This window comes from Marinobacter halodurans (assembly GCF_004327985.1).
Lineage (GTDB): Bacteria > Pseudomonadota > Gammaproteobacteria > Pseudomonadales > Oleiphilaceae > Marinobacter_A > Marinobacter_A halodurans.
Genome location: NZ_SJDL01000038.1, coordinates 23,121 through 46,857 on the forward strand (window position 1 = coordinate 23,121; position 23,737 = coordinate 46,857).

A 23,737-nucleotide genomic window follows, 5' to 3' on the forward strand; every position below is an offset into this window, starting at 1 on the left:
TCAACCAAGGGGATTTCCCCATGCTTACGTTAACTGCCGACGACATCCGTCTGGGCTGCCGCGCCGCCAACTGGCGCGAGGCCCTCGCCCTGGCCGGCGAGGAGCTGGAAGCCGCAGGCCGGACCACCCCCGAATACCTGCAAGGCCTGCTGGACCGCGAGGCCCAGTCCTCCACGGTCCTGGGCAATGGCATCGCCATCCCCCACGGCACGCCCGAGAGCCGCGAGCACGTCCGCTCCACCGGCATCCGCGTGCTGCAGTTTCCCGACGGCGTGACCTGGCACGATGACGCCCGGGTCCATGTACTGGTGACCATTGCCGCCCAGTCCGACGAGCACCTGGACATCCTGCGCCACCTCACCCGGGTGCTGGACAAGCCGGGCCTGGCCCAACAGCTGGCCGAAGCCACCGACCGGGACACCCTGCTGGCCTGCCTGTCGCGCACACCCGCCACGCCCAAGTGCGATCGCGATACCCTGCTGTTGAAGGTGCCGGCCAGCGACACCCGCGAACTGGCGCTGACCGCCGCCGCCCGCCTGCAGAGCCTGGGCTGTGTCGAGCCGCCGTTTATTGCCAGCCTGGTCGCCCAGTCCCCGCAGGCCGTAGGCCGTGGCCTGTGGCTGGTGCACGCCACCGATGGCGTCACCCAACCGGCGCTGGCGGTGGCCACCCCGGCCAAAGCCGATAGCGCGCTGGACGGCGTGCTGTGCCTGGCCGGTCAGGGCGAGGACACCCAGCCGCTGCTGGAGCAGATCGATCACCTGCTGACCCAGCCGGAATCCATTGCCCGCCTGTCCGCCGACGAGCTGCTGGCGCGCCTGGCCGGGGAACAGGCCAACGCCGTGACCCGACAGGTCCGCCTGCTCAACGCCCACGGCCTGCACGCCCGTCCGGCCAAGCAACTGGTGCAGGTGGCCCGCCAGCAATCGCTGCCCCTGCAACTGCGCCTACTGGAAGGTGACGCCCAGGCGGTATCCGCCACCAGCCTGACCCGCGTCATCGGTCTTGGCGCCCGCCGCGGCCAGACGCTGGTGATCAGCGCTGCCGGCGAAGGTGCCCAGGCCGCGGTGGATGCCCTGGCCCAAGCCATCGAGAGCGGACTGGGCGAGGCCGTCACGCCCCTGCGCGCCCACGATGAGCGCAAGGCAACCGACACCCCGACCCAACCGGTGGAGCCGCTGGAAACGGACACCCCCATCAAGGCCGTCGCCGCCTCACCGGGACTGGCCGTGGCACCGGCGTTCGTCATGCGCCTGCCGGAGCTGACCTACGCCGCTACGGCGAACGACCCGGACAACCAGTGCGAGCGCCTGAACCGGGCCATCGATGAGGCATTCGGACAACTGGAAGCCCTCATCCGCCAGGCCGAGGGCGGCGAGGCCGGCCCCATCCTGGCGGTCCATGCCGAAATGCTGCGGGACGACGACCTGCACCAAGCCGCATTCGACATCATCCGCGAAGGCGCCTCCGCCGAAGCGGGCTGGTGGCAGGCTATCGATACCGCGGCCAAAGCCCAGGAAGCCCTCGCCGACCGTCTTCTGGCGGAGCGGGCCGCCGACCTGCGGGACGTGGGCCGGCGCGTGCTGGCCAACCTCTGCGGCGTGGCCATGCCGACACCGCCGGATGAGGCCTACATCCTGGTGGCCGATGACCTGGGCCCGTCCGACGTGGCCCGTCTCGACACCCAGCGCGTGCGGGGCCTGGTGACGGCCAAGGGCGGGGCGACCGCCCACAGTGCCATTCTGGCCCGCGCCCTCGGACTGCCGGCCGTGGTCGGTGTGGGTGAGCGTTTGCTGACCCTGGACAGCGGCACCGACGTCGTCGTCGACGGCGAACGCGGCTGCATCGTGCCCGCACCCGGCGCCGAGCGTCGGCGCCGCCTGAACCAGCGCCTGGAACAGCTGGAGCAACTGCAGGCCAGGGCCCATGAGGCCCGCCACGAACCGGCCAGCACCGTCGACGGTCATCAGGTGGAAGTCTGCGCCAACCTGGGCAACACGGCGCACACACCGGAAGCCGTGGAACGGGGTGCGGACGGCGTGGGCCTGCTGCGCACCGAGTTCATCTTCATGGCCCATTCCGAAGCACCGGACCTGGCCACCCAGCGCGCCGAATACGCCAAGGCCTTCGACGCCCTCGACGGCCTGCCGCTGGTGGCCCGCACCCTGGATGTGGGCGGCGACAAGCCGCTGGATTACTGGCCGCTGCCGGAAGAAGACAACCCGTTCCTGGGCCTGCGCGGCATCCGCCTGTCCCTGACCCGCCCGGAAATCCTGGAAACCCAGTTGCGGGCCCTGCTCACCGAAGCCGGCAGCCGCCCGCTGCGGATCATGTTCCCGATGGTCAAGGACCTGGCCGAGTTCCGCGCCGCCAAGGCCCTGGTGGACAGGCTGCGCGAGGAGATCGACGCCCCGGATGTGCAGGTGGGCGTGATGATCGAGATCCCGTCCAGCGCCCTGCTGGCCCCGACCCTGGCGCCGGAAGTGGACTTCTTCTCCATCGGCACCAACGACCTGACCCAGTACACCCTGGCCATCGACCGCGGCCATCCACAACTGTCCGCCGAGTCCGACGGGCTGCACCCGGCCGTGCTGCGGCTGATCCAGATGACCGTCCAGGCGGCCCATGAACACGGCCGCTGGGTGGGCATCTGCGGCGAGCTGGGCTCTGATCCCCAGGCCATTCCGGTACTGCTGGGCCTGGGCGTGGACGAATTCTCCGTCACCAGCCGCCGGGTGCCGCTGGTCAAGGCCTGCATCCGCAACCTGGCCCTGTCCGACGCGAAGTCCCTCGCCCAACTGGCCCTGCAACAGGCCACGGCGAGTGACGTACGGGACAAGCTGGAGGGCGCGTAATGGCCCGGGTACTGACCCTCACCCTCAACCCCGCCCTGGACCTGTCGGTGGAAACCCCGCCGATTCGCCTGGGCCAGGTCAACCGCACCGAACGGACCCAACTAGACGCCGCGGGCAAAGGCATCAACCTGGCGCGGGTGCTGCGCCGGCTGGGCCATGAGGTCATGGTGTCCGGCCTGCTGGGCCTGGACAACGCGGCCCCGTTCGAGCAGCTGTTCGCCGATGAAGGCCTGGAGGATCACTTCCTGCGGGTGCCCGGCACCAGCCGCACCAACGTCAAACTGGCGGAAACCGGCGGCCGGATCACCGACCTCAACGGGACCGGCTTCGACACACCGGCCGACGCCCTTAACCGGCTTCAGTTCCGCCTTAGCCCGCTGCTGGGGGGCTGCGATGCGGTGGTCATCGCCGGGAGTCTGCCGGTGGGTTTCGCGCCATCGGCCCTCGCCGAGCTGATCAGGCGCTGCGCCGAGGCGGATCGACCGGCCTGGCTGGACACCAGCGGTGCGGCACTGACCGCCGGCATTGGCGCCCACCCGACCGGTGTCAAACCCAATGCCGAAGAGCTGGCGGAGTGGGCCGGCCGGCCCCTGCCGGACCTGACGGCCCAGGCCGATGCCGGTCGCCAGTTGCAGCAGTCGGGCATCGCCCACGTGGTGATTTCCCGCGGCGCCGATGGGGTGCTCTGGCTCAACCCGCGCCGGGACCTGCTGGCGCGGGCGCCGCAGGTGCCGGTGGTCAGCACCGTCTGCGCCGGCGATACGCTGCTCGCCGGTCTGCTCCACGGGGAACTGAGCGGCCTGGGCGATCACGCCACCCTGCAACTGGCCACCGCCCTGTCCGCCGAATGCGTTCGTCACGTTGGCGTGGGCAATCCCGACGCCGACGACTTCCAACAACTCCAACAACACACCAGGGTTACGCCCTGGCCGGATACAACCCTGTCCGGGGAGGCATCATCATGAACCTGATACTCGTTACCGCCTGTCCGCAAGGACTGGCCACCTCTTTCCTGGCCGCCCGGGCCCTGACCCGCGCCGCCGAAGCCCGCCACTGGCAGGTCAGCGCCGAAGTGCACAGTCAGGCGAGCCCGGTGACACCGGTCGACGAGGACACCATCGCCGCGGCCGATCTGGTGATCGTGGCTGCCAGCGCGCCGGTCGAGCTGAACCGCTTTGCCGGCAAGCCGCTGTACCACGCCCCGGTAACGGCGCCGCTGACCGATCCCGAGGCGTTCCTGACCGAAGCCCGGCAGGCGGCGACGCCCTTTACGCCGGGAGACGAGTCGCCAGTGGCGCCCGAAGCCAGCGCGCACGGCGCCTCGATCGTCGCCGTCACCGCCTGCCCCACCGGGGTGGCGCACACCTTCATGGCGGCGGAAGCCCTGAGCGAGGCGGCACGGGCCGCCGGGCACCGCATCCGGGTGGAAACCCAGGGTTCCGTCGGCGCCCAGGATGCCCTGACCGACGCCGAGATCGCCGAAGCGGACGTGGTGGTGCTGGCCTGCGACATCGAGATCGACCCCGAGCGCTTCGCTGGTAAACGGGTGTGGCGCACCTCCACCGGCGCCGCCCTGAAGAAACCCGCCGATACCCTGCGCGACGCGCTCGACAAGGCGGAAATCGAGTTCGGAGCCAGCGCGTCCAAAACCGCCAGCAAGGGCGGCGAGCGCAAGGGTCCCTACCGGCACCTGCTGACCGGGGTCTCCTTTATGCTGCCGATGGTGGTGGCCGGCGGCCTGATGATCGCCCTGTCGTTCGTGTTCGGTATCCACGCCGCCGAACAGGAAGGCACGCTGGCCGCGGCGCTGATGCAGATAGGCGGCGGCACCGCCTTCAAGCTGATGATCCCGCTGCTGGCCGGCTACATCGCCTACTCCATCGCCGACCGGCCGGGCATCGCTCCGGGCATGATCGGTGGCTACCTGGCGGGTACGTTGGGAGCGGGTTTCCTCGGCGGGATTGCCGCCGGCTTCCTGGCCGGTTATGCCGCCCGTCTGGTGAGCCAGAAGCTGCCCCTGCCGGATAGCGTGGCCTCGCTCAAGCCGATCCTGATCATTCCCTTGCTGGCCAGCCTGTTCACCGGTCTGACCATGATCTACATCGTGGGCGAGCCCATCGCGGCCATCATGGATACCATGACCCACTTCCTCACCAACATGAATACGGGCAACGCCGTTCTGCTGGGCGCGCTGCTGGGTGCGATGATGTGCTTCGACCTGGGTGGACCGGTGAACAAGGCCGCCTACACCTTCGGGGTGGGCCTGCTGTCGGAGGGGGCTGGCGGCTCTGCGCCCATGGCCGCCATTATGGCTGCCGGTATGGTGCCGGCCATCGGCATGGGCATCGCCAGCCTGCTGGCCCGCGGCAAGTTCGCCGACGACGAGCGCCAGGCGGGCAAGGCGTCCTTCGTGCTGGGACTGTGCTTTATCTCGGAAGGGGCCATTCCGTTCATGGCCAAGGATCCGCTGCGGGTGATCCCCATCTGCATGGTGGGTGGCGCCATCACCGGCGCCCTGTCGATGCTGTTCCAGGTCTCGCTGATGGCACCCCACGGCGGGCTGTTCGTGCTGCTGATCCCCCACGCGGTGAGTGCGGTGCTGCCCTACCTGTTTGCCATCACCGTCGGCTCGCTGGTGATCGGCGTCAGCTATGCCTTTGCCAAGACCGGAAAGACCGCGCTGGCGACGGCCTGAATGTAAAACGCCCGGCGATCGCAGGATCGTCGGGCGCCATCATGATGCGTTGTCGCGTGGTCGTGCTAACTTTGGAAGAACAGCATGAACGCGCCGCCCACCGTCGCTGCCGCACCTGCCACCAGATACCACATGGTGCTTTCACTGAACCGCCCCGTCAGGCTCTGGGACAACTGTTCCCCCACACTCTGGGTGGATTGCCAGCCGAAATAGAGCAGCAGGACACCCACCACCAGCGCTACCAGTCCGATTAACCGAGTCGCAGCCAAGTAACTTCTCCTTTGACTTGGTGCCCCCTCAGGACCGGGGGCTGCATTTAACATTTTTTTACGAAGCTACACGTCACGTCCTCAAATTGAAAGTTACGGATGCAGCGACGGCCCGGTATGACCGGTATCCGTGGGCAACCGGGCCGGTCTCAGGCCGCTGGCGATCGCCTGCTCGATCAGCCAGCGACGTACCGCGCGCAGGGCCGGCTCACTGCGGCGGCTGGTCTTGTGGGCGAAGTAGAAGCTGTCGCCGGTGATCAAGCTGTGGCAGGGCAGCCGCACCACATCATCGGTGTCCGCCTCTTCGCTCAGCATGTAGTCGTTGGTCAAGGCGATACCCTGATGGAACCGGGCTCCCTCCAGCGCCATCAGCATATGGCTGAAATGCTGGATCCGGGTCGACGCCGGCCGGCTTTCACCCGCCACCTGGAACCAGGTGTCCCAGTCCCCGGCTTCCCGGTCATAGATGCTGTAGGTGGACAGCAGCGGGAACCGGGCGATGTCCGCCGGTGTCAGCGGCCGGCTGTCCGCCGGGTCCCCGGGAGGCAGGTCCAGGGTCTCGCGGATATGACGCCAGTACTGGCGACTGCAGATCGGAAACAGCCGCTCGCGATAGAGCAGGTCGTAACTGAAGGCGCGGGCGCTGGTGTTGATGGTGATAAAGCAGTCCGCCACCCGGTCGGACAGCTGCGGCGAGGTGCTGGTCATTTCCAGCGCCAGGTCGATCTGGGAATGGGCCCGCTGCAGGCTGGGCAGGCGGGGAATCAGCCAGCGCACGCAGAACGAACTGAACACCGCCAGCCGCAGCCGGGAGGTGGGCGCGCCCAGCAGGGTCTCGCTGGCCCGTTCGATCTGCAACAGGGCCGAGGTGATGCTGTCCTGGTAGGCACGGCCCTCGTCCGTCAGGGTCAGGTAGCGGCCACTGCGCTGGAACAGCGGCTCGCCCAGATAGGTTTCCAGTGCCTTGATCTGGTGGCTGACGGCACTCTGGCTCACCGCCAGCTCGTCCGCCGCCTTCGAGAAGCTGTTCAGCCGGGCCACCGCCTCGAACATGGGCAGGGCACGCAGCGGTGGCAGTTTCATCATGGCGCGCTCACTCCATTATCCAAATAACTCATACCTGGGTTCTAAATATCATTAAACAGCGGTGATTGGCGACCGTAAACTGTGGCTTCCATTCACTCGACGCGGGAGGCAGCCATGTCCGGACGGACCGTGAACAGCGCCATCCTGTTGCTGGTTATCGGCAACGCGATGGCGCTGGTTTCCGATGTGTTTATCAAGCTGCTGGAACCGGGCACCCCGGTGTTCCAGTTCGTGTTCCTGCGTTGTGTGATCACGCTGCTGTTCCTGCTGCCGCTGTGGCGCCAGATCGATCGTGGCCATTTCTTCGAGGGTCTGGGCATCCATACCCTACGGGCGCACATCCACCTGGTGGGCATCGTGTGCATGGTGCTGGCCCTGGGCGCCCTGCCGCTGGCCACCGCCAACGCCATCTTCTACGCGGCGCCGGTGCTGGTGATGGTGTTCTCGGTGGTGTTCTTCCGGGGCCGGCTGGACGGCCGCAGCCTTTTCGCGGTGGTCAGCGGCTTCATCGGCATCGTGGTAATCCTGCGCCCCGTGTCCGTCAACTGGATGGCGCTCAGTGCGCTGGCCGTGGCCGCGACGCTGGCGATCAATGCGCTGCTGGTGCGCAAGCTGCCCACAGGGCAGTCGATGGTCCACAAGCTGTTCCTGAACTACCTGCTGGTGCTGCCGGCCAGTGGCGCGCTGATGCTCTATGAGGGCGCCGACTGGGATCCGGGGCTGCTGTTCAGTGCAGTGGGCTCGGCCCTGTTCATCCTCGGCTACAACATGAGCGTCCTGCTGGCCTACCGGCAGGTGGAGGCCAGCCAGGTCACCAGCGCCGAATACACCGGCCTGATCTGGGCGGTGCTGTTCGGCTGGATCGGCTTCGGCGAGACGCCGGACCTGTGGTTCGCGGCGGGGGCGGCGATGATCGTGGTGCCGCTGTTGCTGATCGGCCTGCGCCAGCGCCGGGGCGGCCGGGTCAGGGGCTCGCTGGCCGGCGAATCCGGCTGAGCCACGGCCGTCTTGCCGAATGGTAAGGCGGCGGCCATCGAATCGTAGTCAATAATGCTCCGCCGGACGCGTGCGCCGTCATACAATACGGTTTTTGCCACAGGGAATGCATCATGGCGGAGTCCTCCCAGCGTCTACAGGCACTGGATGCCCTGCGTGGCCTCGCCGCGTGCGGGGTCATGCTGTTTCACTACATCCCCTACTACGATGAGCTCTACGGCCACGACTTCGAGCCCTGGAGCCCGCTGTGGTATGGCCGCTATTGCGTGCACCTGTTCTATATCCTGAGCGGGTTCGTGATCTTCATGACGCTGGAGCGCACCCCGACCGCCGGCTGGTTCGGGCTGGCCCGGGCCTTCCGCCTGCTGCCGGCACTCTGGGTGGGGATTCTCCTCACCAGCCTGTCCGTGCACTTCCTGGGGCCGATCGATCGCGGCGTGACACCCGTCGAGACCCTGTGGAACTTCACCCTGCTGCACGAGTACCTGGGCATGCACCCGGTGGACGGGGCCTACTGGAGCCTGGTGGTGGAGGCGACGTTCTACGTGTGGATGGCGGTGCTGTTCTTCGGGCTGGGCCGGGAGCGCCTGCGCGGCGTGTTCTGGGCCTGGGTGATCGCCAGTTACGCCGGCGTGCTGTTCTGGAAACAGATCCCCGACGGCCTGGATTTCCTGGTCAAGGACCTGCTGTTCGTGAAATACGCGCCGCTGTTCATCAGTGGCATGCTGCTCTATCGCTGGCACCGTCACGGCAAGCCACCGGTCAGCGACCGGGTATTACTGATGCTGGCGATGGCCCACTGCCTGTTCGCCTACAAGGCCCCGTTCAACGGCTTTGTGCTGGGCTGCTACGGGATCTTCATCCTGGCGGTCACTGGGTACCTCAACTTCCTCGCCAACCGTGTCCTGCTGACCCTGGGCAGCCTGTCCTACGCGCTGTACCTGGTTCACCAGAACATCGGCTACGGCATCATGGACCTGGCCTACGACGCCGGCCTGCCCGGCCCCGTAGGTGTGGCGTTGGCCATCGCCACCGCACTGACGCTGGCGTTTGCGATCCATCACGGGGTGGAAAAACCGGCCCTGCGCTGGTTTCGGGACTACCGGCGCACGGCCATGGCGGGCACGATCCGCACACCGGCGCCGGAGCAGGTCAGCGGCCGCTGACGGCTACAGGAAACCGGCCCCCACGAAACCCAGGGTGCCCGCAGTCACAATCAGGGCAAACAGAGCCACGGCACCGTCCCGGGCGATCATCGCCAGCCCGAACGCCACCAGGGCCGCGCCGCCGCCGTTGGCGCTGAAGGGCACGATCTCCATCGCCGGCATGGCCAGGGCGACTGCGATGCAGGCAAGGGAGAGAATGAGCAGCCCCGGACCTTCGACAAACAGCGTCAGCCGCGGCCGGGTACAGCGATCGATACCGCGCGCCGGCTTACGCACCCAGGCCAGTCCCTTGCGCAGTTTATTCCGCGGCAGGCGACGCTTGACGATCCAGCCCGGCAACCAGATATGCTGCCGCCGGAACAGCAACTGCCCCGCCGTCAGCAACACCAGCAGCGCCAGCAGGGTCGGCACGCCGGGAATGTCCCCGACCAGCGGCGCCAGGGTGATCAAGCCCGCCACCAGCACCACCGGTCCGAACGAGCGATAACCCACGGCCGCCAGGATGTCATCCACGGCCACCTGCTCCCGTTGCCGGGCCACGTCGTCGATGCGATCGATCAGACCTTCCAGGTCGCTCAGGTCACCCCGGACATTCATGGATCCATACCTATGCTTGCTTTCCCAGGGAAAGCAGGTGGTTTCAGACTATGAAGGATGTCGCAGAAAGGACTCACCCACAATCTGTCGGCAACGCACACAGGTATAACCTTGCCAACCCGCCATGTAACTGGCCGATCCGGGCCATGATTGATGTATCGGAGAGGCCTGGTTCCTGAATCCTGCAGGCGCTCCGCGAATCCCGCGCGGAGCGCCTGCCGGGATCAGGACACTTCGGGCGACGGCGCAGTCACCGAGGCCGATTGAGCCGGTTTACGGCGTGTTACCTGGCCCTCTTTGACTTTCCAGAAGATACCGATACCCATCATGGTCATGGCAAAGGCCAGCAGTGGGGTCAGCCAGTTGAACACCGCATAGGGGGCGTAACTGAAAGCGCTGACACCGAGCACACCGAACATGTAGGCGCCGCCGGAAGTCCAGGGTATGAGTGCGGCGGTCAATGTGCCGCTATCCTCCAGTGTGCGTGACAACATGCGGGGTGCCAGGCCCAGGCGCTCGAAGGCCGGACGGAAGGTGCGCCCCGGTACAATGATGCCCAGGAACTGGTCCCCCAGGAAGACGTTGCCGGCAACGCATGATGCCAGGGTGGTGCCGATCAGCGACGAGGGCTTGCGCAGGATGCGGCTGAATGTGGTGAGGATGCTGCCCAGGAAACCGCACCGTTCCAGGATGCCACCGAAACAGAGTGCGCAGATGATCAGGGAGATCGTCCACATCATCGGATCCAGCCCGCCCCGCGAGAGCAGTGAATCAACGGCGCTGACGCCGGTATCGGCCTTGAAGCCGTAATGCACAATGCCGATGAGCTTCGCCGGGGCGACGCCCTGTACGGCAATGGCCAACACCGCGGCAAGCAGGATGCCGATGATCAGCGATGGAATGGCGGGATACTTCCTGATGGCGGCGAACAGGATGAATGCCGGCGGTATCAGCGTGAACAGGCCGAGGGTGAAATGGGCGTTGAGCAGCCCGGACATCTCGGCGATGTCCTCGACGGACGCCAGGTCGCCGCTGAAGTGCAACCCCATGACGGTGTAGACCACCCCGGCAATCAGGCAGGCCGGGATCGTGGTCCAGGTCATGGCGCGGATATGATCGAACAGGTCGCTACCCGCCATGGCCGGAGCCAGGTTGGTGGTGTCCGACAGGGGCGACATCTTGTCGCCGAAATAGGCACCGGAAATGACCGCGCCGGCGATCATCGGTGCCGATATCCCCAGTACACCGCCGGCGCCCATCAGGGCCAGGCCGACGGTACCGGCGGTCGTCCAGGACGAGCCGGTGGCAACCGACACCACGGAACAGATCAGGAAGCTGGCCACCAGGAAATAGCGGGGGGACAGCACCTGCATGCCGTAATAGATCATGGTGGGTACGGTGCCGCTGGCAATCCAGGTGGCCACCAGCAGCCCCACCAGCATCAGGATGACAACCGGCACCAGGGCGATGGTAATGCCACCGGTGATGCCCTGCTCGATTTCACGCCAGGGCCTTTTCAGGATAAAGACGCCCACCAGGGCGCAGATGGTTGCCGAAATGATCATGGGGATATGGGCGTCGACCCCCAGCTTGATCACTGAAAAACCAATGGTGAAGGCACAAAGCACAAAAACCGTCAGCGACAGCCCAAAGGACGGGGCCGGATAGGCCTCCGCTTCCGGATGTGTTTCGTCAAGCATTATCGGTACTCCTTGTTTTTGTAGTCGACCGTGATGGATGAGGGGTCCAGGCCCATGCAGGCTGGGCAGGGAAGCCGGTGCCACCGCAGGCCGGGCCCCAGGACCCGGTCTGTCATTCGATAGCGGTGGTGCTTTCCTCCGGCGCCGCCAGGGGCCCGGGTGGTTACAGGCTGGGTAGCAGATCCGGTTGAATCAGGCCGTTCAGGAGCTGGCTTTCCAGCAGCTGTGTGGCGCTGTCGATATCCGGGGCGAAATAACGGTCCCTGTCGTAGTAGGGCACTTTTTCCCGCAGGGCGTGCCGGGCCCGTTCCAGCCCCTCCGTGGTGCGTAATCCCTGGCGGAAGTCCAGTCCCTGGCAGGCCGCCAGCCACTCGATCGCGACAATGCCGCGGACGTTGGCCGCCATCTCCCACAGGCGCGACCCGGCGGCCGGCGCCATCGAGACGTGATCCTCCTGGTTGGCGGAGGTGGGCAGGCTGTCGACGCTGCGCGGGTAGGCCAGCGCCTTGTTTTCGCTGGCCAGGGCGGCGGCGGTAACCTGGGCGATCATGAAGCCGGAGTTGACGCCGCCGTTTTCCACCAGGAAGGGCGGCAGCTGGGACATGTTGTGGTCCATCATCAGGGAGATGCGCCGTTCGGTCAGGGCACCGATTTCAGCGATGGCCAGGGCAATGTTGTCCGCCGCCATGGCCACGGGCTCGGCGTGGAAGTTGCCGCCGGAGATCACATCGCCCTGCTCGGCGAACACCAGCGGATTGTCGGAGACGGCATTGGTCTCCACCGCCAGGACGTCGGCGGCCTGGCGCAGCTGGGTGAGGCAGGCGCCCATCACCTGCGGCTGACAGCGCAGGGAGTAGGGATCCTGCACCTTGCCGCAATGGGCATGGGAATCGCTGATCTCGCTGCGCTCGCCCAGCAGGTGACGATAGGCGGCTGCGGCATCAATCTGCCCCTTCTGGCCGCGCACGTCGTGGATGCGTGGATCGAAAGGCGCACGAGAACTCAGGGTGGCCTCGACGGTGAGCGCACCGCACACGGTGGCGGCGGCGTAGAGGTCTTCCGCCTGGAACAGGCCGCGCAGGGCATAGGCGGCGGAGACCTGGGTGCCGTTCAACAGCGCCAGGCCTTCCTTGGGTGCCAGGGCCAGGGGCTCCAGCCCGGCCACCGCCAGCGCTTCCTTCGCCGGCAGCCATTGCCCCTGGTGGCGCGCCTGGCCTTCACCCAGCAGCACCACGCTCATGTGGGCCAGGGGCGCCAGGTCGCCGGAGGCGCCGACGGAGCCTTTCAGGGGAATCCGTGGATAGACCTCGGCATTGACCAGCGCGATCAACGCGTCCAGCACCTGACGGCGGATGCCGGAATAGCCCCGCGCCAGGCTGTTGATCTTGAGGGTCATGATCAGCCGCACCAGATCGTCGTCCAGCGCCTCGCCGACGCCGGTGGCGTGGGACAGCACCAGGGAACGCTGCAGGGCTTCCAACTGGTCATGCTGGATGCGGGTCCGGGCCAGCAGCCCGAACCCGGTGTTGATGCCATAGACGGTGCGGTCCTCCGCCACCACGCGGTCAACCGTCTCCACCGCCTGGGCAATGGCGGCATCGGCGCTCTGTGGCAACTCGATGCGCACCGGTGCCTGGTACACCTGACGCCACTGCGCCAGGGTCATGTGGCCGGGAGTCATGGTCAGTCGGGTCATCAGCGGTTCCCCCTGTTGAGCATGGGCAGGTCCAGCCCGTTGTCCCGGGCGCAGTCCCGGGCCAGTTCATAGCCGGCATCGGCATGGCGCATGACGCCGGTGCCCGGATCGTTCCACAGCACCCGGCCCAGACGGGCATGGGCGGCGTCGGTGCCGTCGGCGACAATCACCACCCCGGCGTGCTGGGAATATCCCATACCCACGCCGCCGCCATGGTGCAGCGACACCCAGGTGGCGCCGCCGGCGGTGTTGAGCAGGGCGTTGAGCAGCGGCCAGTCGGACACGGCATCGGAGCCATCCATCATGCCTTCGGTCTCGCGGTTGGGGCTGGCGACGGAGCCGGAGTCCAGGTGGTCGCGGCCAATCACTACCGGCGCCTTGAGCTCGCCGTTACGCACCATCTCGTTGAACGCCTGGCCCAGCCGGGCCCGGTCTTTCAGGCCGACCCAGCAGATCCGCGCCGGCAGCCCCTGGAAGCTGATGCGCTCCCGGGCCATGTCGAGCCAGTGATGCAGGTGCGGGTCGTCGGGAATCAGCTCCTTGACCTTGGCGTCGGTCCTGTAAATGTCCTCCGGATCGCCGGACAACGCCACCCAGCGGAAGGGACCGATGCCCTGGCAGAACAGCGGGCGGATATAGGCCGGTACGAAACCGGGGAAATCGAAGGCGTTGGTAACGCCTTCATCCTGCGCCATCTGGCGGATGTTGTTGCCGTAGTCGAAGGTGGGCACGCCCTGCCCCTTGAAATCCAGCATGGCGCGCACGTGCACCGCCATGGACTGCTTGGCCGCCCTGACCACCGCGTCCGGCTCGTGCTGCGCGCGCTGCACATAGTCCTCCCAGGTCCAGCCGCTGGGCAGGTAGCCGTGCAGCGGATCGTGGGCGCTGGTCTGGTCGGTGACCATGTCCGGCCGGACGCCGCGGCGCACCAGTTCGGGCAGGATATCGGCGGCGTTGGCGCAGAGGCCGACGGAGATTGCCTGGCCGGCGGCGGTGTGGCGCCGGATGCGGTCCAGCGCGTCGTCCAGGTCGCTGGCCTGTTCATCCAGGTAGCGGGTGCGCAGGCGGAAGTCGATGCGTGATTGCTGGCACTCGATGTTGAGCGAGCAGGCACCGGCCAGGCTGGCAGCCAGCGGCTGGGCGCCGCCCATGCCACCCAGGCCGGCGGTGAGGATCCAGCGCCCTTTGAGGTCGCCATCGTAGTGCTGGCGCCCGGCCTCGACAAAGGTTTCGTAGGTGCCCTGGACGATGCCCTGGGAACCGATGTAAACCCAGGAGCCGGCGGTCATCTGGCCGTACATCATCAGACCCTTGCGATCGAGCTCGTTGAAGTGTTCCCAATTGGCCCAGGCCGGCACCAGGTTGGAGTTGGCGATCAGTACCCGCGGTGCATCCAGATGGGTGCGGAACACGCCCACCGGCTTGCCGGACTGGATCAGCAGGGACTGGTCGTCCTCCAGGCGTTTGAGGGTTTCGACGATGGTGTCGAAACAGTCCCAGTCCCGCGCCGCACGACCGATGCCGCCATAGACCACCAGGTCCTCCGGCCGTTCGGCCACATCCGGGTGCAGGTTGTTCATCAGCATGCGCATGGCCGCCTCGGTCAGCCAGCTTTTGCAGCTGCGCTCGCTGCCGGTGGGCGCCTGGATATGGCGGCTGGCGTCGTGGCGCTTGTCGTGAATCATCGGTTGATACTGTGTCATCGGTAATGTGCCTCGCTATTGTTCGGTGATGCACCACACCAGGCGGGCCGCAGCACGGGCGGTGCGGCTGTCGATGTCGTGACTGGGGTTGAGTTCGGCCAGATCGGCCAGGCGCAGTTTGCCGCTGTCGCGAATCTGCTGGATCAGCGGCTCTATCAGTTGCAGGGAAACCCCGCGGGCCGCCGGTGCGCTGACGCCCGGGGCCTCGCAGGCCGGCAAGACATCCAGGTCGACGGTCAGGTACAGGTGGTCGCAGTCCGCCATGAAGCGGTCCAGGTCGGCGGCAATCGCCTCGAGGGTGGATTCGCGCATAGCCCGGTCTTCATGCACCAGCACACCCAGGCGCTCGGCGCGCCGGAACAGGGCGCGGGTATTGCTGGCCCGGCTGACGCCCAGGCAGGCATAGCGGAAGGGCCAGTGTCGTTGCTCGCAGGCGTTGGCGATCTGGGCGAACGGCGTGCCGGAAGAGGTCACGGCGGCGGGGTCGCGCAGATCGAAATGGGCGTCGAAATTGATGATACCCAGCCGCGGGTGAGCCTCCCGGGCCCCAAGGTATTGGGCCAGCCCCTGCCAGCTGCCAAAGGCGACTTCATGCCCGCCACCCAGCACCACCGGGAAATGACCTGCGCTCAACAGTTGATGGACCCGCACGCCCAGGGCCTGTTGGGCCGCTTCCAGGGCATCGCCTTCACAACGCACGTCACCGGCATCGTAAACCGGCCCCTGCCGGTGCCAGGCCAGGTTGGCCAGGGCGCGGCGAATGGCGGCCGGGCCTTCGCTGGCTCCGGGCCGGCCGTGATTGCGGCGTACACCGGCATCGGACGCAAAGCCCAGCAGGGCCACGCCCGGCGTTTCCGCCACGGGGGCAACCTTTTGATGCCAACGATCACTGTCCGGCTCCGGGTCGGCCCGCCCCTGCCACAGCGTGTCATTGAAGCGATCAGCCATGGGTCACCTCCCCGTTGAAAATCCGTTGCCGCAGCCGGCCGGGCTGCACCGCGTAGGCCAGTTCCGCCGGCGACTGCAGGTCCCACCAGCACAAGTCCGCCCGCGCCCCGTCGGCAATACGGCCGTATGCGTTCGATCCCAATGCCCGCGCGGCATGGGCGGTCATCCCGGCCAAGGCTTGCTGCGGCGTCAGGCGGAACAGGGTGCAGGCCATGTTGAGCATCAGGGTGGGCTGGAACAGCGGCGAGCTGCCCGGGTTGGCGTCGGTGGCAATGGCGATGGGCACACCCTGACGGCGCAGGGCGTCCACCGGCGGTTGTTGGGTTTCGCGCAGGGTGTAGAAGGCACCGGGCAGCAGCACGGCAACCGTGCCGGCCTGCTTCATGGCGGCGATACCGGCTTCGTCCAGGTATTCCACATGATCGGCGGACAGGGCGCCGTACCGGGCGGCCAGCGCCGCGCCACCCAGGTTGGACAGCTGCTCGACATGGGCCTTGATCGGAAGACCGTGCTGCCTGGCCGCGGCGAAGACCCGCTCGCACTGGGCCGGTGAAAAGGCGATGTGCTCGCAGAAGACGTCCACGGCATCGGCCAGGCCTTCCCTGGCAGCGGCGGGCAGGATTTCCCGGCAGACCAGATCGATGTAGGCGTCGCTGTCGTCAGCGTATTCCGGCGGTACCGCGTGGGCCGCCAGCAGGGTCGTGACCACCCGCACCGGGAAATCCTCGCCCAGACGCCGGGCCACCCGCAGCATTTTCAGCTCGTCGGCGAGGTTGAGCCCGTAACCGGACTTGATCTCGACGGTGGTCACGCCGTCATTGATCATGGCCTGTAGCCGGGGGGCCGCGGCCTGGAACAGGTCGTGCTCGCTGGCTTCCCGGGTGGCGCGCAGGGTGCTGAGGATGCCACCGCCATTGCGGGCGATGGTCTCATAGTCGACGCCTTCCAGGCGCTGCTCGAATTCATCGGCCCGATGGCCGCCGAACACCAGGTGCGTGTGGCAGTCCACCAGTCCCGGCGTCATCACGCCTCCCCGACCGGCTTCGATGACGCCGGCATGGTCCAGCCGATCCAGTTCCGCCATCGGCACCACCGACTCGATCCGCTCGCCGGCGACCACCACGGCCATCGGCCCAGGCCGTTGCTGCAGTCCGTCGAACAGCGTGACATCGCGCCAGAGGTGTCGCGTTTGACCCTGCATTGTCGTTGCTCCCCGTCGCTCAAAGTAATTGTATATACATTTAAAGGATGAACAGGACCGTGTCAACCACAAAAACTGGAGAAAATCCGACAAAGACCCAAGGAATATGGGGAAACAGGGCCGACACTTTTGTATACTCAATAACTTGAAGCGCCGACGCGCCATGACCGGCGCACCGCAAATGCATTAACATCGGTTCAAAACAGGTACGGAACCCGCTATGGCAAGAAACCCGCCGCGTTATCTGGAGATCCAGCGCTTTCTGCTCGAACGCATCCAATCCGGCGACTGGCCGGCCAACCATCAGATTCCCCCCGAAGAGCAACTGGCCCGGGACTTCCAGGTCAGCCGCATGACCGCCAACAAGGCCATCCGGGATCTGGTCCAGCAGGGCTACCTGACCCGTCAGCCGGGCCTGGGTACCTTTGTGACCGATCGCAAGGCGGAGTCATCCCTGGTGGATGTGTTCAATATCGCGGAAGAGGTGCGGGCGCGGGAGCATGACTACAGCAACCAGTTGCTGGCCCTGGAGTCGGTGGAAGCGGATGACGAGGTGGCGCTGCGGCTGGGGGTGCGCATCGGTGCGCCGGTGTTCCATACGCTGATGCTGCACCGGGAGAATGGCGTGCCGATCCAGTTGGAGGACCGTTACGTCAATCCCCGCTGGGCCCCCGACTACCTGGATGCGGACTTCACCCGCCATACGCCCAACGAAGTGCTGGTGGAAGCCTACCCGATCAGCGATATCGAGCACGTGGTGGAGGCGGTGCTGGTGGATGAATGGACGGCGCAGCAGCTGGAAATCCCGATCCAGTCACCCTGCCTGCGGATGGTGCGGCGCACCTGGTCCAGCGACCACCTGATCAGCTACGCCCGCCTGGTCCATCCGGGCGACCGCTACAAGCTGCGCTCGCTGGTGCACCGGTCGATGGGAAGCCGCTAGTGTCCCGTCTGGTTAATTCGCTGATCTACTGAGCGCCTGAACGCTTTGAGAGCAAGGCGCGGTAGCGAAGGTTTGGTGGTTCCAAATCGAGCTGCCGCAACACCGCTATCAAAGTGTTCAGGCGCTCCCGAAGGGCGCACCGCTGACGCCTCTGGACCTGCGTTGCCAACCCTTGATGTGGAACCACCACACCGGCGGGCTGGCGCCTTGACCAGAGACGTCAGCGGTACGCAGTAGGTCAACGAATTAACCAGACGGGACACTAGGATCCGGCGCCACGGGTTACGCGGGTTGCGCCTTGCCAATCAAGGGGCACAACGCATTCGCGACCGCCAGCGGGGGACAATGTCGGCGCCCACTAGCGCAGTTGGTTGGTCAGCCAGGAATGGATCTGGGCGGCTGACAGGGCACCGCTCTGGCGCGCCACTTCCTTGCCACCCCGGAACAGGATCATCGTCGGGATACTGCGGATACCGAAGCGGGCCGAGGTCTGGGGCGCCTGCTCGGTGTTCAGCTTGGCAAGCAGGGCCTGGCCTTTCCAGTTGCGGGCGGCCTCGGCGAAGGCCGGTGCCATCGCCTTACAGGGTCCGCACCAGCTGGCCCAGAAATCCACCAGCACCGGCAGGCTGGAGCGGGCCGTCACGTTGGCGAGGCTGGCTTCGCCCAATTCCGCCACGGTGCCATCAAACAGCGGCCTGCCGCAGGCACCGCACTTGGGATGCTCACCCCGCCGCGACTCGGGCACCCGGTTCGTCTTGAGGCAGTGGGGACAGGGAATATTCAGGATGTCGGTCATGGCCACACCTCGTCGGTCAATATACCCCCTTTTTGGGGGTGATCCGACGCAATATCAAGCACTGTCGGAGCGGGACTCACGGCCGGGAATCGGTGAAGTCGGGCCAATTCCTTGGCCGTCGCTGATTAAAACTTGCACTGCCCGGGGACCTCAGGTTGAAATAACTAAAGCACATGCTTTACTCAACAGGAATCGGGTAATCCCCGGTAGTTATGAGGTCCAACACAATGGCCCACACGCATTTCGACGTCCTGATTGTCGGCGCCGGCATTTCCGGCATCGGCGCTGCCTATCACCTGCAGACGAACTGCCCCGACAAACGCTACGCCATCCTGGAAGGCCGCGACAACCTGGGCGGTACCTGGGACCTGTTCCGCTATCCCGGCATCCGTTCGGATTCGGACATGTATACCCTGGGCTTCGGCTTCCGGCCATGGCGTCAGGGCAAGGCCATCGCCGACGGGCCGTCGATCCTGGACTACCTCAAGAACACCGCGACGGATAACGGCATTGACCGGCACATCCGCTACAACCACTGGGTCACCCACTACGACTGGTCCAGCGAGGACGCCACCTGGACGGTCAAGGCAAAAAACCGGAAGACCGGCCGCCCGGTCAAGCTGACCTGCAACTTCCTGCTCAACTGCTCCGGCTACTACCGCTACGACCAGGGCTATATGCCCGACTTCCCGGGCATCCAGCAGTTCAGGGGGCAGGTGATCCACCCCCAGCACTGGCCGGAAGACCTGGACTACACCGGCAAGCGCGTGGTGGTGATCGGCAGTGGTGCAACGGCCGTCACCCTGGTGCCGGCGATGGCGGGCAAGGCGAAACAGGTCACCATGCTGCAACGCTCGCCCACCTACATCCTGTCGCTGCCGGATGTGGACCTGATCGCCCGCTGGCTCAACCGCCTGCTGCCGGCGAAAGCGGCCTACCAGATCACCCGCTGGAAGAACGTATCCATGCAGATGCTGTTCTACCAGGCCTGCCGGCGCTACCCGAAACTGATGCGCCGCGTGTTGCGCCAGCACCTGAAATCCCAACTGGGCAGGGATTTCGATATCGACACCCACTTCAACCCCAGCTACAACCCCTGGGACCAGCGCCTGTGCCTGGTGCCCAACGGTGACCTGTTCCGGGCCCTGCGCAAGGGGGAGGCCGACATCGTCACCGACCACATCGACACCTTCACCGAGAAGGGCGTCCGCCTGAAATCGGGCCAGGAGCTGGAAGCCGATATCGTGATTTCCGCCACCGGCCTGAACCTGGTGACCCTGGGCGGCGCCGAGTTGCACGTGGACGGCCAGCTCATCCAGCCCAACGAAACCATGGGCTACAAGGGCATGATGCTGAGCAACGTGCCCAACCTGGCGATGGTGGTGGGGTATACCAACGCCTCCTGGACGCTCAAGGCCGACCTGACCAGCGAGTACGTCTGCCGCCTGCTACAGTACATGGACAGCCAGGGCTACGACACGGTTACGCCGGTGGTCAGCGGTCACGTGGAGGAGGAACCCTTCCTGGACCTGGACTCCGGCTATGTGCTGCGGGCGCTGGAACACCTGCCCAAGCAGGGCGACCGCAAACCCTGGAAGCTGTACCAGAACTACCTACTGGACCTCATCAACCTGCGCTACGGCAAGGTGGACGATGACGCGTTGGTCTTCAACCATGCCGGCAGGACCGCAGCCCAACCGGCTCCCCTGAGCGCCCAGCAGGCCTGAACCCGTGGGCCGGCATCTGCGAAACCACCCAGGCGATGGTGGACCAGTTGGTGGAAAGCGCCGACATGTGCCGCCGTCTGCGCGAACTCATCCGGGAACTGGAAGATGCCGCCGCGCAGGTGTCGGTGGAGGACGTCTGAGCCCGATCAGCGACCGGGCTTCCAGGAACGCTGCATCTCCAGGAACAGGAATGACGCGCTCCAGGTAATCAGCACCAGGCCGGTCAGGGCTTCGAGACCGCACAGGAACCGGATCGGCCCGAAGGGCTCGATGTCACCGAAGCCGATGGTGGTATAGGTGGTCAGCGAGAAGTAGACGCAGTCCAGCAGCGAGCCGGAAAAATTGCCCGCCAGATGGCCCCAGTAGGGATAGGCGTTCATCCAGTAATACACCACACCGAACAGCCAGACTTCCACCATATGCGCCAGCATGGCGCCGCCCACGCCCACCACGATGCGGAAATGGTGGGGAATACCCAGGCGCGGTATGTAGCGGTTGAGCAGCGACAGTCCCCGAAAATGCACCAGGACCGCCATGGCGGTGACGACCGGGCTCAGCACCAGCATGACCGCTATGGACGCTTTCGGGAACCGGGCATCCGTTGTTACCTCCAGACCCTCTCTCGCTCGGCTTTAGGACGCTGGCCGCCGGGGCGAGCCGCCCCGCTCAACCGCAGCCCTCCACACAGACACCGCCGGCATCAAACGCCATGGAGCGTCCGCTCAGGGGTACGTGAACCGGTACCTCGCTGGCCTGGATAAACGCTTCGGTGCGGGTGCCCGGACGAACCTTACCATTCTCCGTGGCCGGTTCGTTGGCGTGCGACGGAATGACACTGGCCGGCCTGACCATCTCGTTGATCACATGGGCCGCTTCCGCCGGGCCGGTGGTGTAGGTATCGCCAATGTTCATCACGGCCAGTTTCGCCCCGTAGTAGTCGTGCACCACGGCTTGCTGATCCGCGGTGATGCCGGTATCCCCGGACAGGTAGACCACCAGCCCATTACTGAACGTCAGTACGTAGCCGGTGGGCGGGCCCACGTAGGCCGTCAGTCCGGCCGCGGCCATGATCCGGCTCATCTGCCCCTCGATGAAGGCTGGCGACAGGCCGTTGCTGTGCACCGCCGGCACGGTCGTGATCCCGACACCCCCTTCCTCCACATGGGCCCCGAAGCGGACCAGCACCGAGTCTTTCGGGTTGCCGCCCGCTGCTCTCAGCCGGCCGGCAAAGAAGCTGGCCATTTCACTGCCGGTGACGATATGCGCGTCCTTTTTCACGGCGATCTTCACGCTGTTGGACAGCGGCGCGTCGTCTTCGGAAGCCGCCGGTGAGGCACAGCTGCCGGCATTCGGTTTCGGAACGTGCCGGTCGCCCATGTGGTCACCGTGGACGTGACTGACCAGCACCACATCAATCCTGCCCAGGCGCGGATCGTCGGCTCCGGCAACGGTGCGCCCGGCATCATAGAGGATGCGGGTGCCGTTCGGGTCCTCGAACACCATGGCCCGGTCCAGGACGCAGAACTCGCCATCCTGTCCGCCCAGCGGCGTGACGCGGACGGTATCAGCCGCCTGAGCAAGAGAGGCACTGAGCGCCAGGAGCGGAAGCGCCATGAGGCTGTTTCGAATGACGTGCATAAAAACCTCCCTGAAGTCGATATCTATCCCCGTCCTACAGGATCGATGTACAGCCGCCTTTTCGCCAATCGATTGAGCCTGCGAACTATGTCAGTATGGCCGTCGAAATCCCATTCCACACATTTGTCGCCAGGGGAGTCTGCCGCCGGTCGGCAGGCTGAGAATACGACGGGAACCCGTCCAGACCCTGGAACCTGATCCGGTTCATACCGGCGGAGGAAGCGCGACATGATCATGACCGCAGCGGCCGTTGCCGCCGCATTGCTCGTCTTTACCTGGCTGGGCCTGCGCGCCCGTTTCGCGGACGGCGGCCTGGACGACTACGTCACCGCCCGCAACTCCCAGGGCGCCCAGGCCCTGGGGCTGTCTTTCCTGGCGTCCGGCATGGGCGGCTGGATCCTGTTTGCGCCGCCCGAAGTGGGCGCCATGGTGGGCCCCGTTGCCCTGGCCGGCTACGCCGTCGGTGCGGCCCTGCCGTTCCTGGTGTTCGCTGCCTGCGGCCCGGCCATCCGCCGTCACCTACCCGAAGGCCGCAGCATCGGCGAATTCGCCCAGGCCTGTTTCGGCACCGGCGTACGCCGCTGGGTGGCGCTGATTTCCGTACTCTACATGCTGTGTTTCCTGACCGCCGAGCTGACGGCGGTGGGCGCCATTACCGGACTGCTCACCGACCTCAACGGCAACCTCGCCATCCTCGGCGTGGCGGTCACCACGCTGGTCTACACCGCCTGGGGCGGATTGCGGGCGAGTCTGGTCACCGATCGCTGGCAGGGCCTGCTGCTGATTGCGCTGATCCTGCTGGTGGGCGCCGTTGCCCTCCCGGCCCTGCCGGATCCGTCGGCGGCCGCCAGCCTGCCACAGGTGCCCGTGACGGATGCCCTTGCGGTGGCCCTGACCCTGGTGATCGCGGTGACCGCTGCCAACCTGTTCCACCAGGGTTACTGGCAGCGCCTGTGGGCCGCAAGGGATGGCGCGGTGCTCGGGCGCGGTGCGATGCTTGGTGGTATTACGACGGTACTGGTGGTGGCGCTGGTCGGCGGCCTGGGTATCGCGGCGGCGCTCAGCGGCGCCGATCTGGGCTCGCCGCCGATTCCCTTCTTCGCCATGCTGCACAGCGCGCCGGGCTGGCTGGCGACCGCGGCCCTGGTGCTGGCCCTGACACTGGTGGCGTCCTCGGTCGATACCCTGCAGAACGGCCTTGCCTCGCTGGCCGTCACCGAAAAACGCGGGCTGTCGCTGACCGGCGCCCGCTGGTTGACGGTGCTGCTGATGGTGCCGGTTATCCTCATCGCACTGCAGGGCTATTCGGTGCTGCGCCTGTTCCTGATCGCCGACCTGCTCTGCGCCACGACTGTGATTCCGGTGCTGCTGGGCCTCTGGTCACGCATGACCACGACCGCCGCCGTCGCCGGAGCCGTGGCCGGCCTGATCGGTGCCGTCCTGCCGGACTGGATCGCTACGGGTAGCGCCATCGGCGGCCTGCATGCCGCCAGCTTCCCCGGCGGCGTGCCGACCCTGGCGCCGTTCCTCGGGGCTCTGGCGGCATCGGCGGTGGTCAGTGTCGGCCTGGGCCTGCTCCATCCCTATTCGGCAAAAACGACCGGCTAGTCGCCCCTGAAACGCCGGTAGCCACCCTGCTATCGGCGCCTTTCCAATTCGGGTGTCCATACACGCAGACACTGTCTGCCCAGGCGGACACCCGAAGCACTCGTCCCAGACCC

19 protein-coding genes are annotated in these 23,737 nt (G+C 66.2%); 8 read left to right on the plus strand and 11 right to left on the minus strand.

The annotated features are described in order from the left end of the window. Positions 1 to 20 precede the first annotated feature (20 nt). From ptsP to EZI54_RS19100, 3 genes are read left to right on the plus strand one after another with little or no spacing between them, the layout of a single operon-like run. The gene (gene ptsP / locus EZI54_RS19090; RefSeq protein ID WP_131483479.1) at positions 21 to 2,855 is read left to right on the plus strand and encodes a phosphoenolpyruvate--protein phosphotransferase; all 2,835 of its coding nucleotides are present in this window, start codon (positions 21 to 23) and stop codon (positions 2,853 to 2,855) included. Next, the gene (pfkB, locus tag EZI54_RS19095) at positions 2,855 to 3,820 is read left to right on the plus strand and encodes a 1-phosphofructokinase (protein WP_131483480.1); all 966 of its coding nucleotides are present in this window, start codon (positions 2,855 to 2,857) and stop codon (positions 3,818 to 3,820) included. Before ptsP ends, pfkB begins: the two co-directional genes overlap by 1 nt. Beyond that, complete coding sequence (locus EZI54_RS19100; RefSeq protein ID WP_131483481.1) at positions 3,817 to 5,550, plus strand: PTS fructose-like transporter subunit IIB; 1,734 nt, start codon at positions 3,817 to 3,819, stop codon at positions 5,548 to 5,550. Before pfkB ends, EZI54_RS19100 begins: the two co-directional genes overlap by 4 nt. A 65-nt stretch (positions 5,551 to 5,615) precedes the next feature. On the opposite strand, the gene EZI54_RS19105 is transcribed toward EZI54_RS19100, so the two are convergent. Both EZI54_RS19105 and EZI54_RS19110 read right to left on the minus strand, forming a co-directional pair. Beyond that, a complete protein-coding gene (locus tag EZI54_RS19105; RefSeq protein WP_131483482.1) occupies positions 5,616 to 5,819 on the minus strand; it encodes a DUF3185 family protein in 204 nt (67 codons plus the stop codon). Between the two features lie 93 nt (positions 5,820 to 5,912). Continuing rightward, complete coding sequence (locus EZI54_RS19110; RefSeq protein ID WP_131483506.1) at positions 5,913 to 6,902, minus strand: LysR family transcriptional regulator; 990 nt, start codon at positions 6,900 to 6,902, stop codon at positions 5,913 to 5,915. Between the two features lie 117 nt (positions 6,903 to 7,019). Between EZI54_RS19110 and EZI54_RS19115 the strand changes: the two genes are divergently transcribed. Both EZI54_RS19115 and EZI54_RS19120 read left to right on the plus strand, forming a co-directional pair. Next, positions 7,020 to 7,901: a DMT family transporter gene (locus tag EZI54_RS19115; RefSeq protein WP_131483483.1), complete on the plus strand. Its 882-nt coding sequence runs from the start codon at positions 7,020 to 7,022 to the stop codon at positions 7,899 to 7,901. Positions 7,902 to 8,014: 113 nt separating this feature from the next. Beyond that, complete coding sequence (locus EZI54_RS19120; RefSeq protein ID WP_131483484.1) at positions 8,015 to 9,067, plus strand: acyltransferase family protein; 1,053 nt, start codon at positions 8,015 to 8,017, stop codon at positions 9,065 to 9,067. 3 nt (positions 9,068 to 9,070) lie between these two features. Here the strand turns inward: EZI54_RS19120 and EZI54_RS19125 are convergent, their stop codons facing one another. The 6 genes from EZI54_RS19125 to hutI form a co-directional block, all read right to left on the minus strand. Then, entirely contained in the window at positions 9,071 to 9,664 is a 594-nt protein-coding gene (locus tag EZI54_RS19125; RefSeq protein WP_131483485.1) for an exopolysaccharide biosynthesis protein, read from the minus strand. A gap of 224 nt (positions 9,665 to 9,888) precedes the next feature. Then, positions 9,889 to 11,364 carry a Na+/H+ antiporter NhaC gene (gene nhaC / locus EZI54_RS19130; protein WP_131483486.1) on the minus strand — a complete coding sequence of 492 codons (1,476 nt, stop codon included), beginning with the start codon at positions 11,362 to 11,364 and terminating at the stop codon, positions 9,889 to 9,891. Positions 11,365 to 11,527: 163 nt separating this feature from the next. Next, on the minus strand, positions 11,528 to 13,060 hold the full coding sequence (gene hutH, locus EZI54_RS19135) for a histidine ammonia-lyase (protein WP_131483487.1): 1,533 nt from the start codon (positions 13,058 to 13,060) through the stop codon (positions 11,528 to 11,530). Next, positions 13,060 to 14,745, minus strand: coding sequence for a urocanate hydratase (hutU, locus tag EZI54_RS19140; RefSeq protein ID WP_131483507.1), 1,686 nt, complete (start codon positions 14,743 to 14,745; stop codon positions 13,060 to 13,062). The genes hutH and hutU overlap by 1 nt, the downstream gene beginning before the upstream one ends. A 33-nt stretch (positions 14,746 to 14,778) precedes the next feature. Next, positions 14,779 to 15,711 carry a formimidoylglutamase gene (gene hutG / locus EZI54_RS19145; RefSeq protein WP_131483488.1) on the minus strand — a complete coding sequence of 311 codons (933 nt, stop codon included), beginning with the start codon at positions 15,709 to 15,711 and terminating at the stop codon, positions 14,779 to 14,781. Then, the gene (hutI, locus tag EZI54_RS19150) at positions 15,704 to 16,912 is read right to left on the minus strand and encodes an imidazolonepropionase (protein WP_131483489.1); all 1,209 of its coding nucleotides are present in this window, start codon (positions 16,910 to 16,912) and stop codon (positions 15,704 to 15,706) included. The genes hutG and hutI overlap by 8 nt, the downstream gene beginning before the upstream one ends. 220 nt (positions 16,913 to 17,132) lie before the next feature. On the opposite strand from hutI, the gene hutC reads away from it, so the two are divergent. Continuing rightward, complete coding sequence (gene hutC / locus EZI54_RS19155; protein WP_131483490.1) at positions 17,133 to 17,855, plus strand: histidine utilization repressor; 723 nt, start codon at positions 17,133 to 17,135, stop codon at positions 17,853 to 17,855. Positions 17,856 to 18,213: 358 nt separating this feature from the next. Here hutC and trxC read toward each other — a convergent pair whose 3' ends face one another. Further along, on the minus strand, positions 18,214 to 18,651 hold the full coding sequence (gene trxC, locus EZI54_RS19160; RefSeq protein ID WP_131483491.1) for a thioredoxin TrxC: 438 nt from the start codon (positions 18,649 to 18,651) through the stop codon (positions 18,214 to 18,216). Between the two features lie 227 nt (positions 18,652 to 18,878). Between trxC and EZI54_RS19165 the strand changes: the two genes are divergently transcribed. Continuing rightward, positions 18,879 to 20,378, plus strand: coding sequence for a flavin-containing monooxygenase (locus EZI54_RS19165; protein ID WP_131483492.1), 1,500 nt, complete (start codon positions 18,879 to 18,881; stop codon positions 20,376 to 20,378). A gap of 146 nt (positions 20,379 to 20,524) precedes the next feature. Here the strand turns inward: EZI54_RS19165 and EZI54_RS19170 are convergent, their stop codons facing one another. Both EZI54_RS19170 and EZI54_RS19175 read right to left on the minus strand, forming a co-directional pair. After that, positions 20,525 to 20,944: a potassium channel family protein gene (locus EZI54_RS19170; protein WP_131483493.1), complete on the minus strand. Its 420-nt coding sequence runs from the start codon at positions 20,942 to 20,944 to the stop codon at positions 20,525 to 20,527. Positions 20,945 to 21,044: 100 nt separating this feature from the next. Then, a complete protein-coding gene (locus EZI54_RS19175) occupies positions 21,045 to 22,016 on the minus strand; it encodes an MBL fold metallo-hydrolase (RefSeq protein WP_131483494.1) in 972 nt (323 codons plus the stop codon). Positions 22,017 to 22,244: 228 nt separating this feature from the next. Between EZI54_RS19175 and EZI54_RS19180 the strand changes: the two genes are divergently transcribed. Continuing rightward, positions 22,245 to 23,624, plus strand: coding sequence for a sodium:solute symporter family transporter (locus tag EZI54_RS19180; protein WP_131483495.1), 1,380 nt, complete (start codon positions 22,245 to 22,247; stop codon positions 23,622 to 23,624). Positions 23,625 to 23,737 lie beyond the last annotated feature (113 nt).

Bases quoted from the DNA above. Each gene is read 5' to 3' on its own strand.
- ptsP (WP_131483479.1), top strand. From the start codon at position 21: ATGCTTACGTTAACTGCCGACGACATCCGTCTGGGCTGCCGCGCCGCC.
- pfkB (WP_131483480.1), top strand. From the start codon at position 2,855: ATGGCCCGGGTACTGACCCTCACCCTCAACCCCGCCCTGGACCTGTCG.
- EZI54_RS19100 (WP_131483481.1), top strand. From the start codon at position 3,817: ATGAACCTGATACTCGTTACCGCCTGTCCGCAAGGACTGGCCACCTCT.
- EZI54_RS19110 (WP_131483506.1), bottom strand. From the start codon at position 6,902: ATGAAACTGCCACCGCTGCGTGCCCTGCCCATGTTCGAGGCGGTGGCC.
- EZI54_RS19115 (WP_131483483.1), top strand. From the start codon at position 7,020: ATGTCCGGACGGACCGTGAACAGCGCCATCCTGTTGCTGGTTATCGGC.
- EZI54_RS19120 (WP_131483484.1), top strand. From the start codon at position 8,015: ATGGCGGAGTCCTCCCAGCGTCTACAGGCACTGGATGCCCTGCGTGGC.
- EZI54_RS19125 (WP_131483485.1), bottom strand. From the start codon at position 9,664: ATGAATGTCCGGGGTGACCTGAGCGACCTGGAAGGTCTGATCGATCGC.
- nhaC (WP_131483486.1), bottom strand. From the start codon at position 11,364: ATGCTTGACGAAACACATCCGGAAGCGGAGGCCTATCCGGCCCCGTCC.
- hutH (WP_131483487.1), bottom strand. From the start codon at position 13,060: ATGACCCGACTGACCATGACTCCCGGCCACATGACCCTGGCGCAGTGG.
- hutU (WP_131483507.1), bottom strand. From the start codon at position 14,745: ATGATTCACGACAAGCGCCACGACGCCAGCCGCCATATCCAGGCGCCC.
- hutG (WP_131483488.1), bottom strand. From the start codon at position 15,711: ATGGCTGATCGCTTCAATGACACGCTGTGGCAGGGGCGGGCCGACCCG.
- hutI (WP_131483489.1), bottom strand. From the start codon at position 16,912: ATGCAGGGTCAAACGCGACACCTCTGGCGCGATGTCACGCTGTTCGAC.
- hutC (WP_131483490.1), top strand. From the start codon at position 17,133: ATGGCAAGAAACCCGCCGCGTTATCTGGAGATCCAGCGCTTTCTGCTC.
- trxC (WP_131483491.1), bottom strand. From the start codon at position 18,651: ATGACCGACATCCTGAATATTCCCTGTCCCCACTGCCTCAAGACGAAC.
- EZI54_RS19165 (WP_131483492.1), top strand. From the start codon at position 18,879: ATGGCCCACACGCATTTCGACGTCCTGATTGTCGGCGCCGGCATTTCC.
- EZI54_RS19170 (WP_131483493.1), bottom strand. From the start codon at position 20,944: ATGCTGGTGCTGAGCCCGGTCGTCACCGCCATGGCGGTCCTGGTGCAT.
- EZI54_RS19175 (WP_131483494.1), bottom strand. From the start codon at position 22,016: ATGCACGTCATTCGAAACAGCCTCATGGCGCTTCCGCTCCTGGCGCTC.
- EZI54_RS19180 (WP_131483495.1), top strand. From the start codon at position 22,245: ATGATCATGACCGCAGCGGCCGTTGCCGCCGCATTGCTCGTCTTTACC.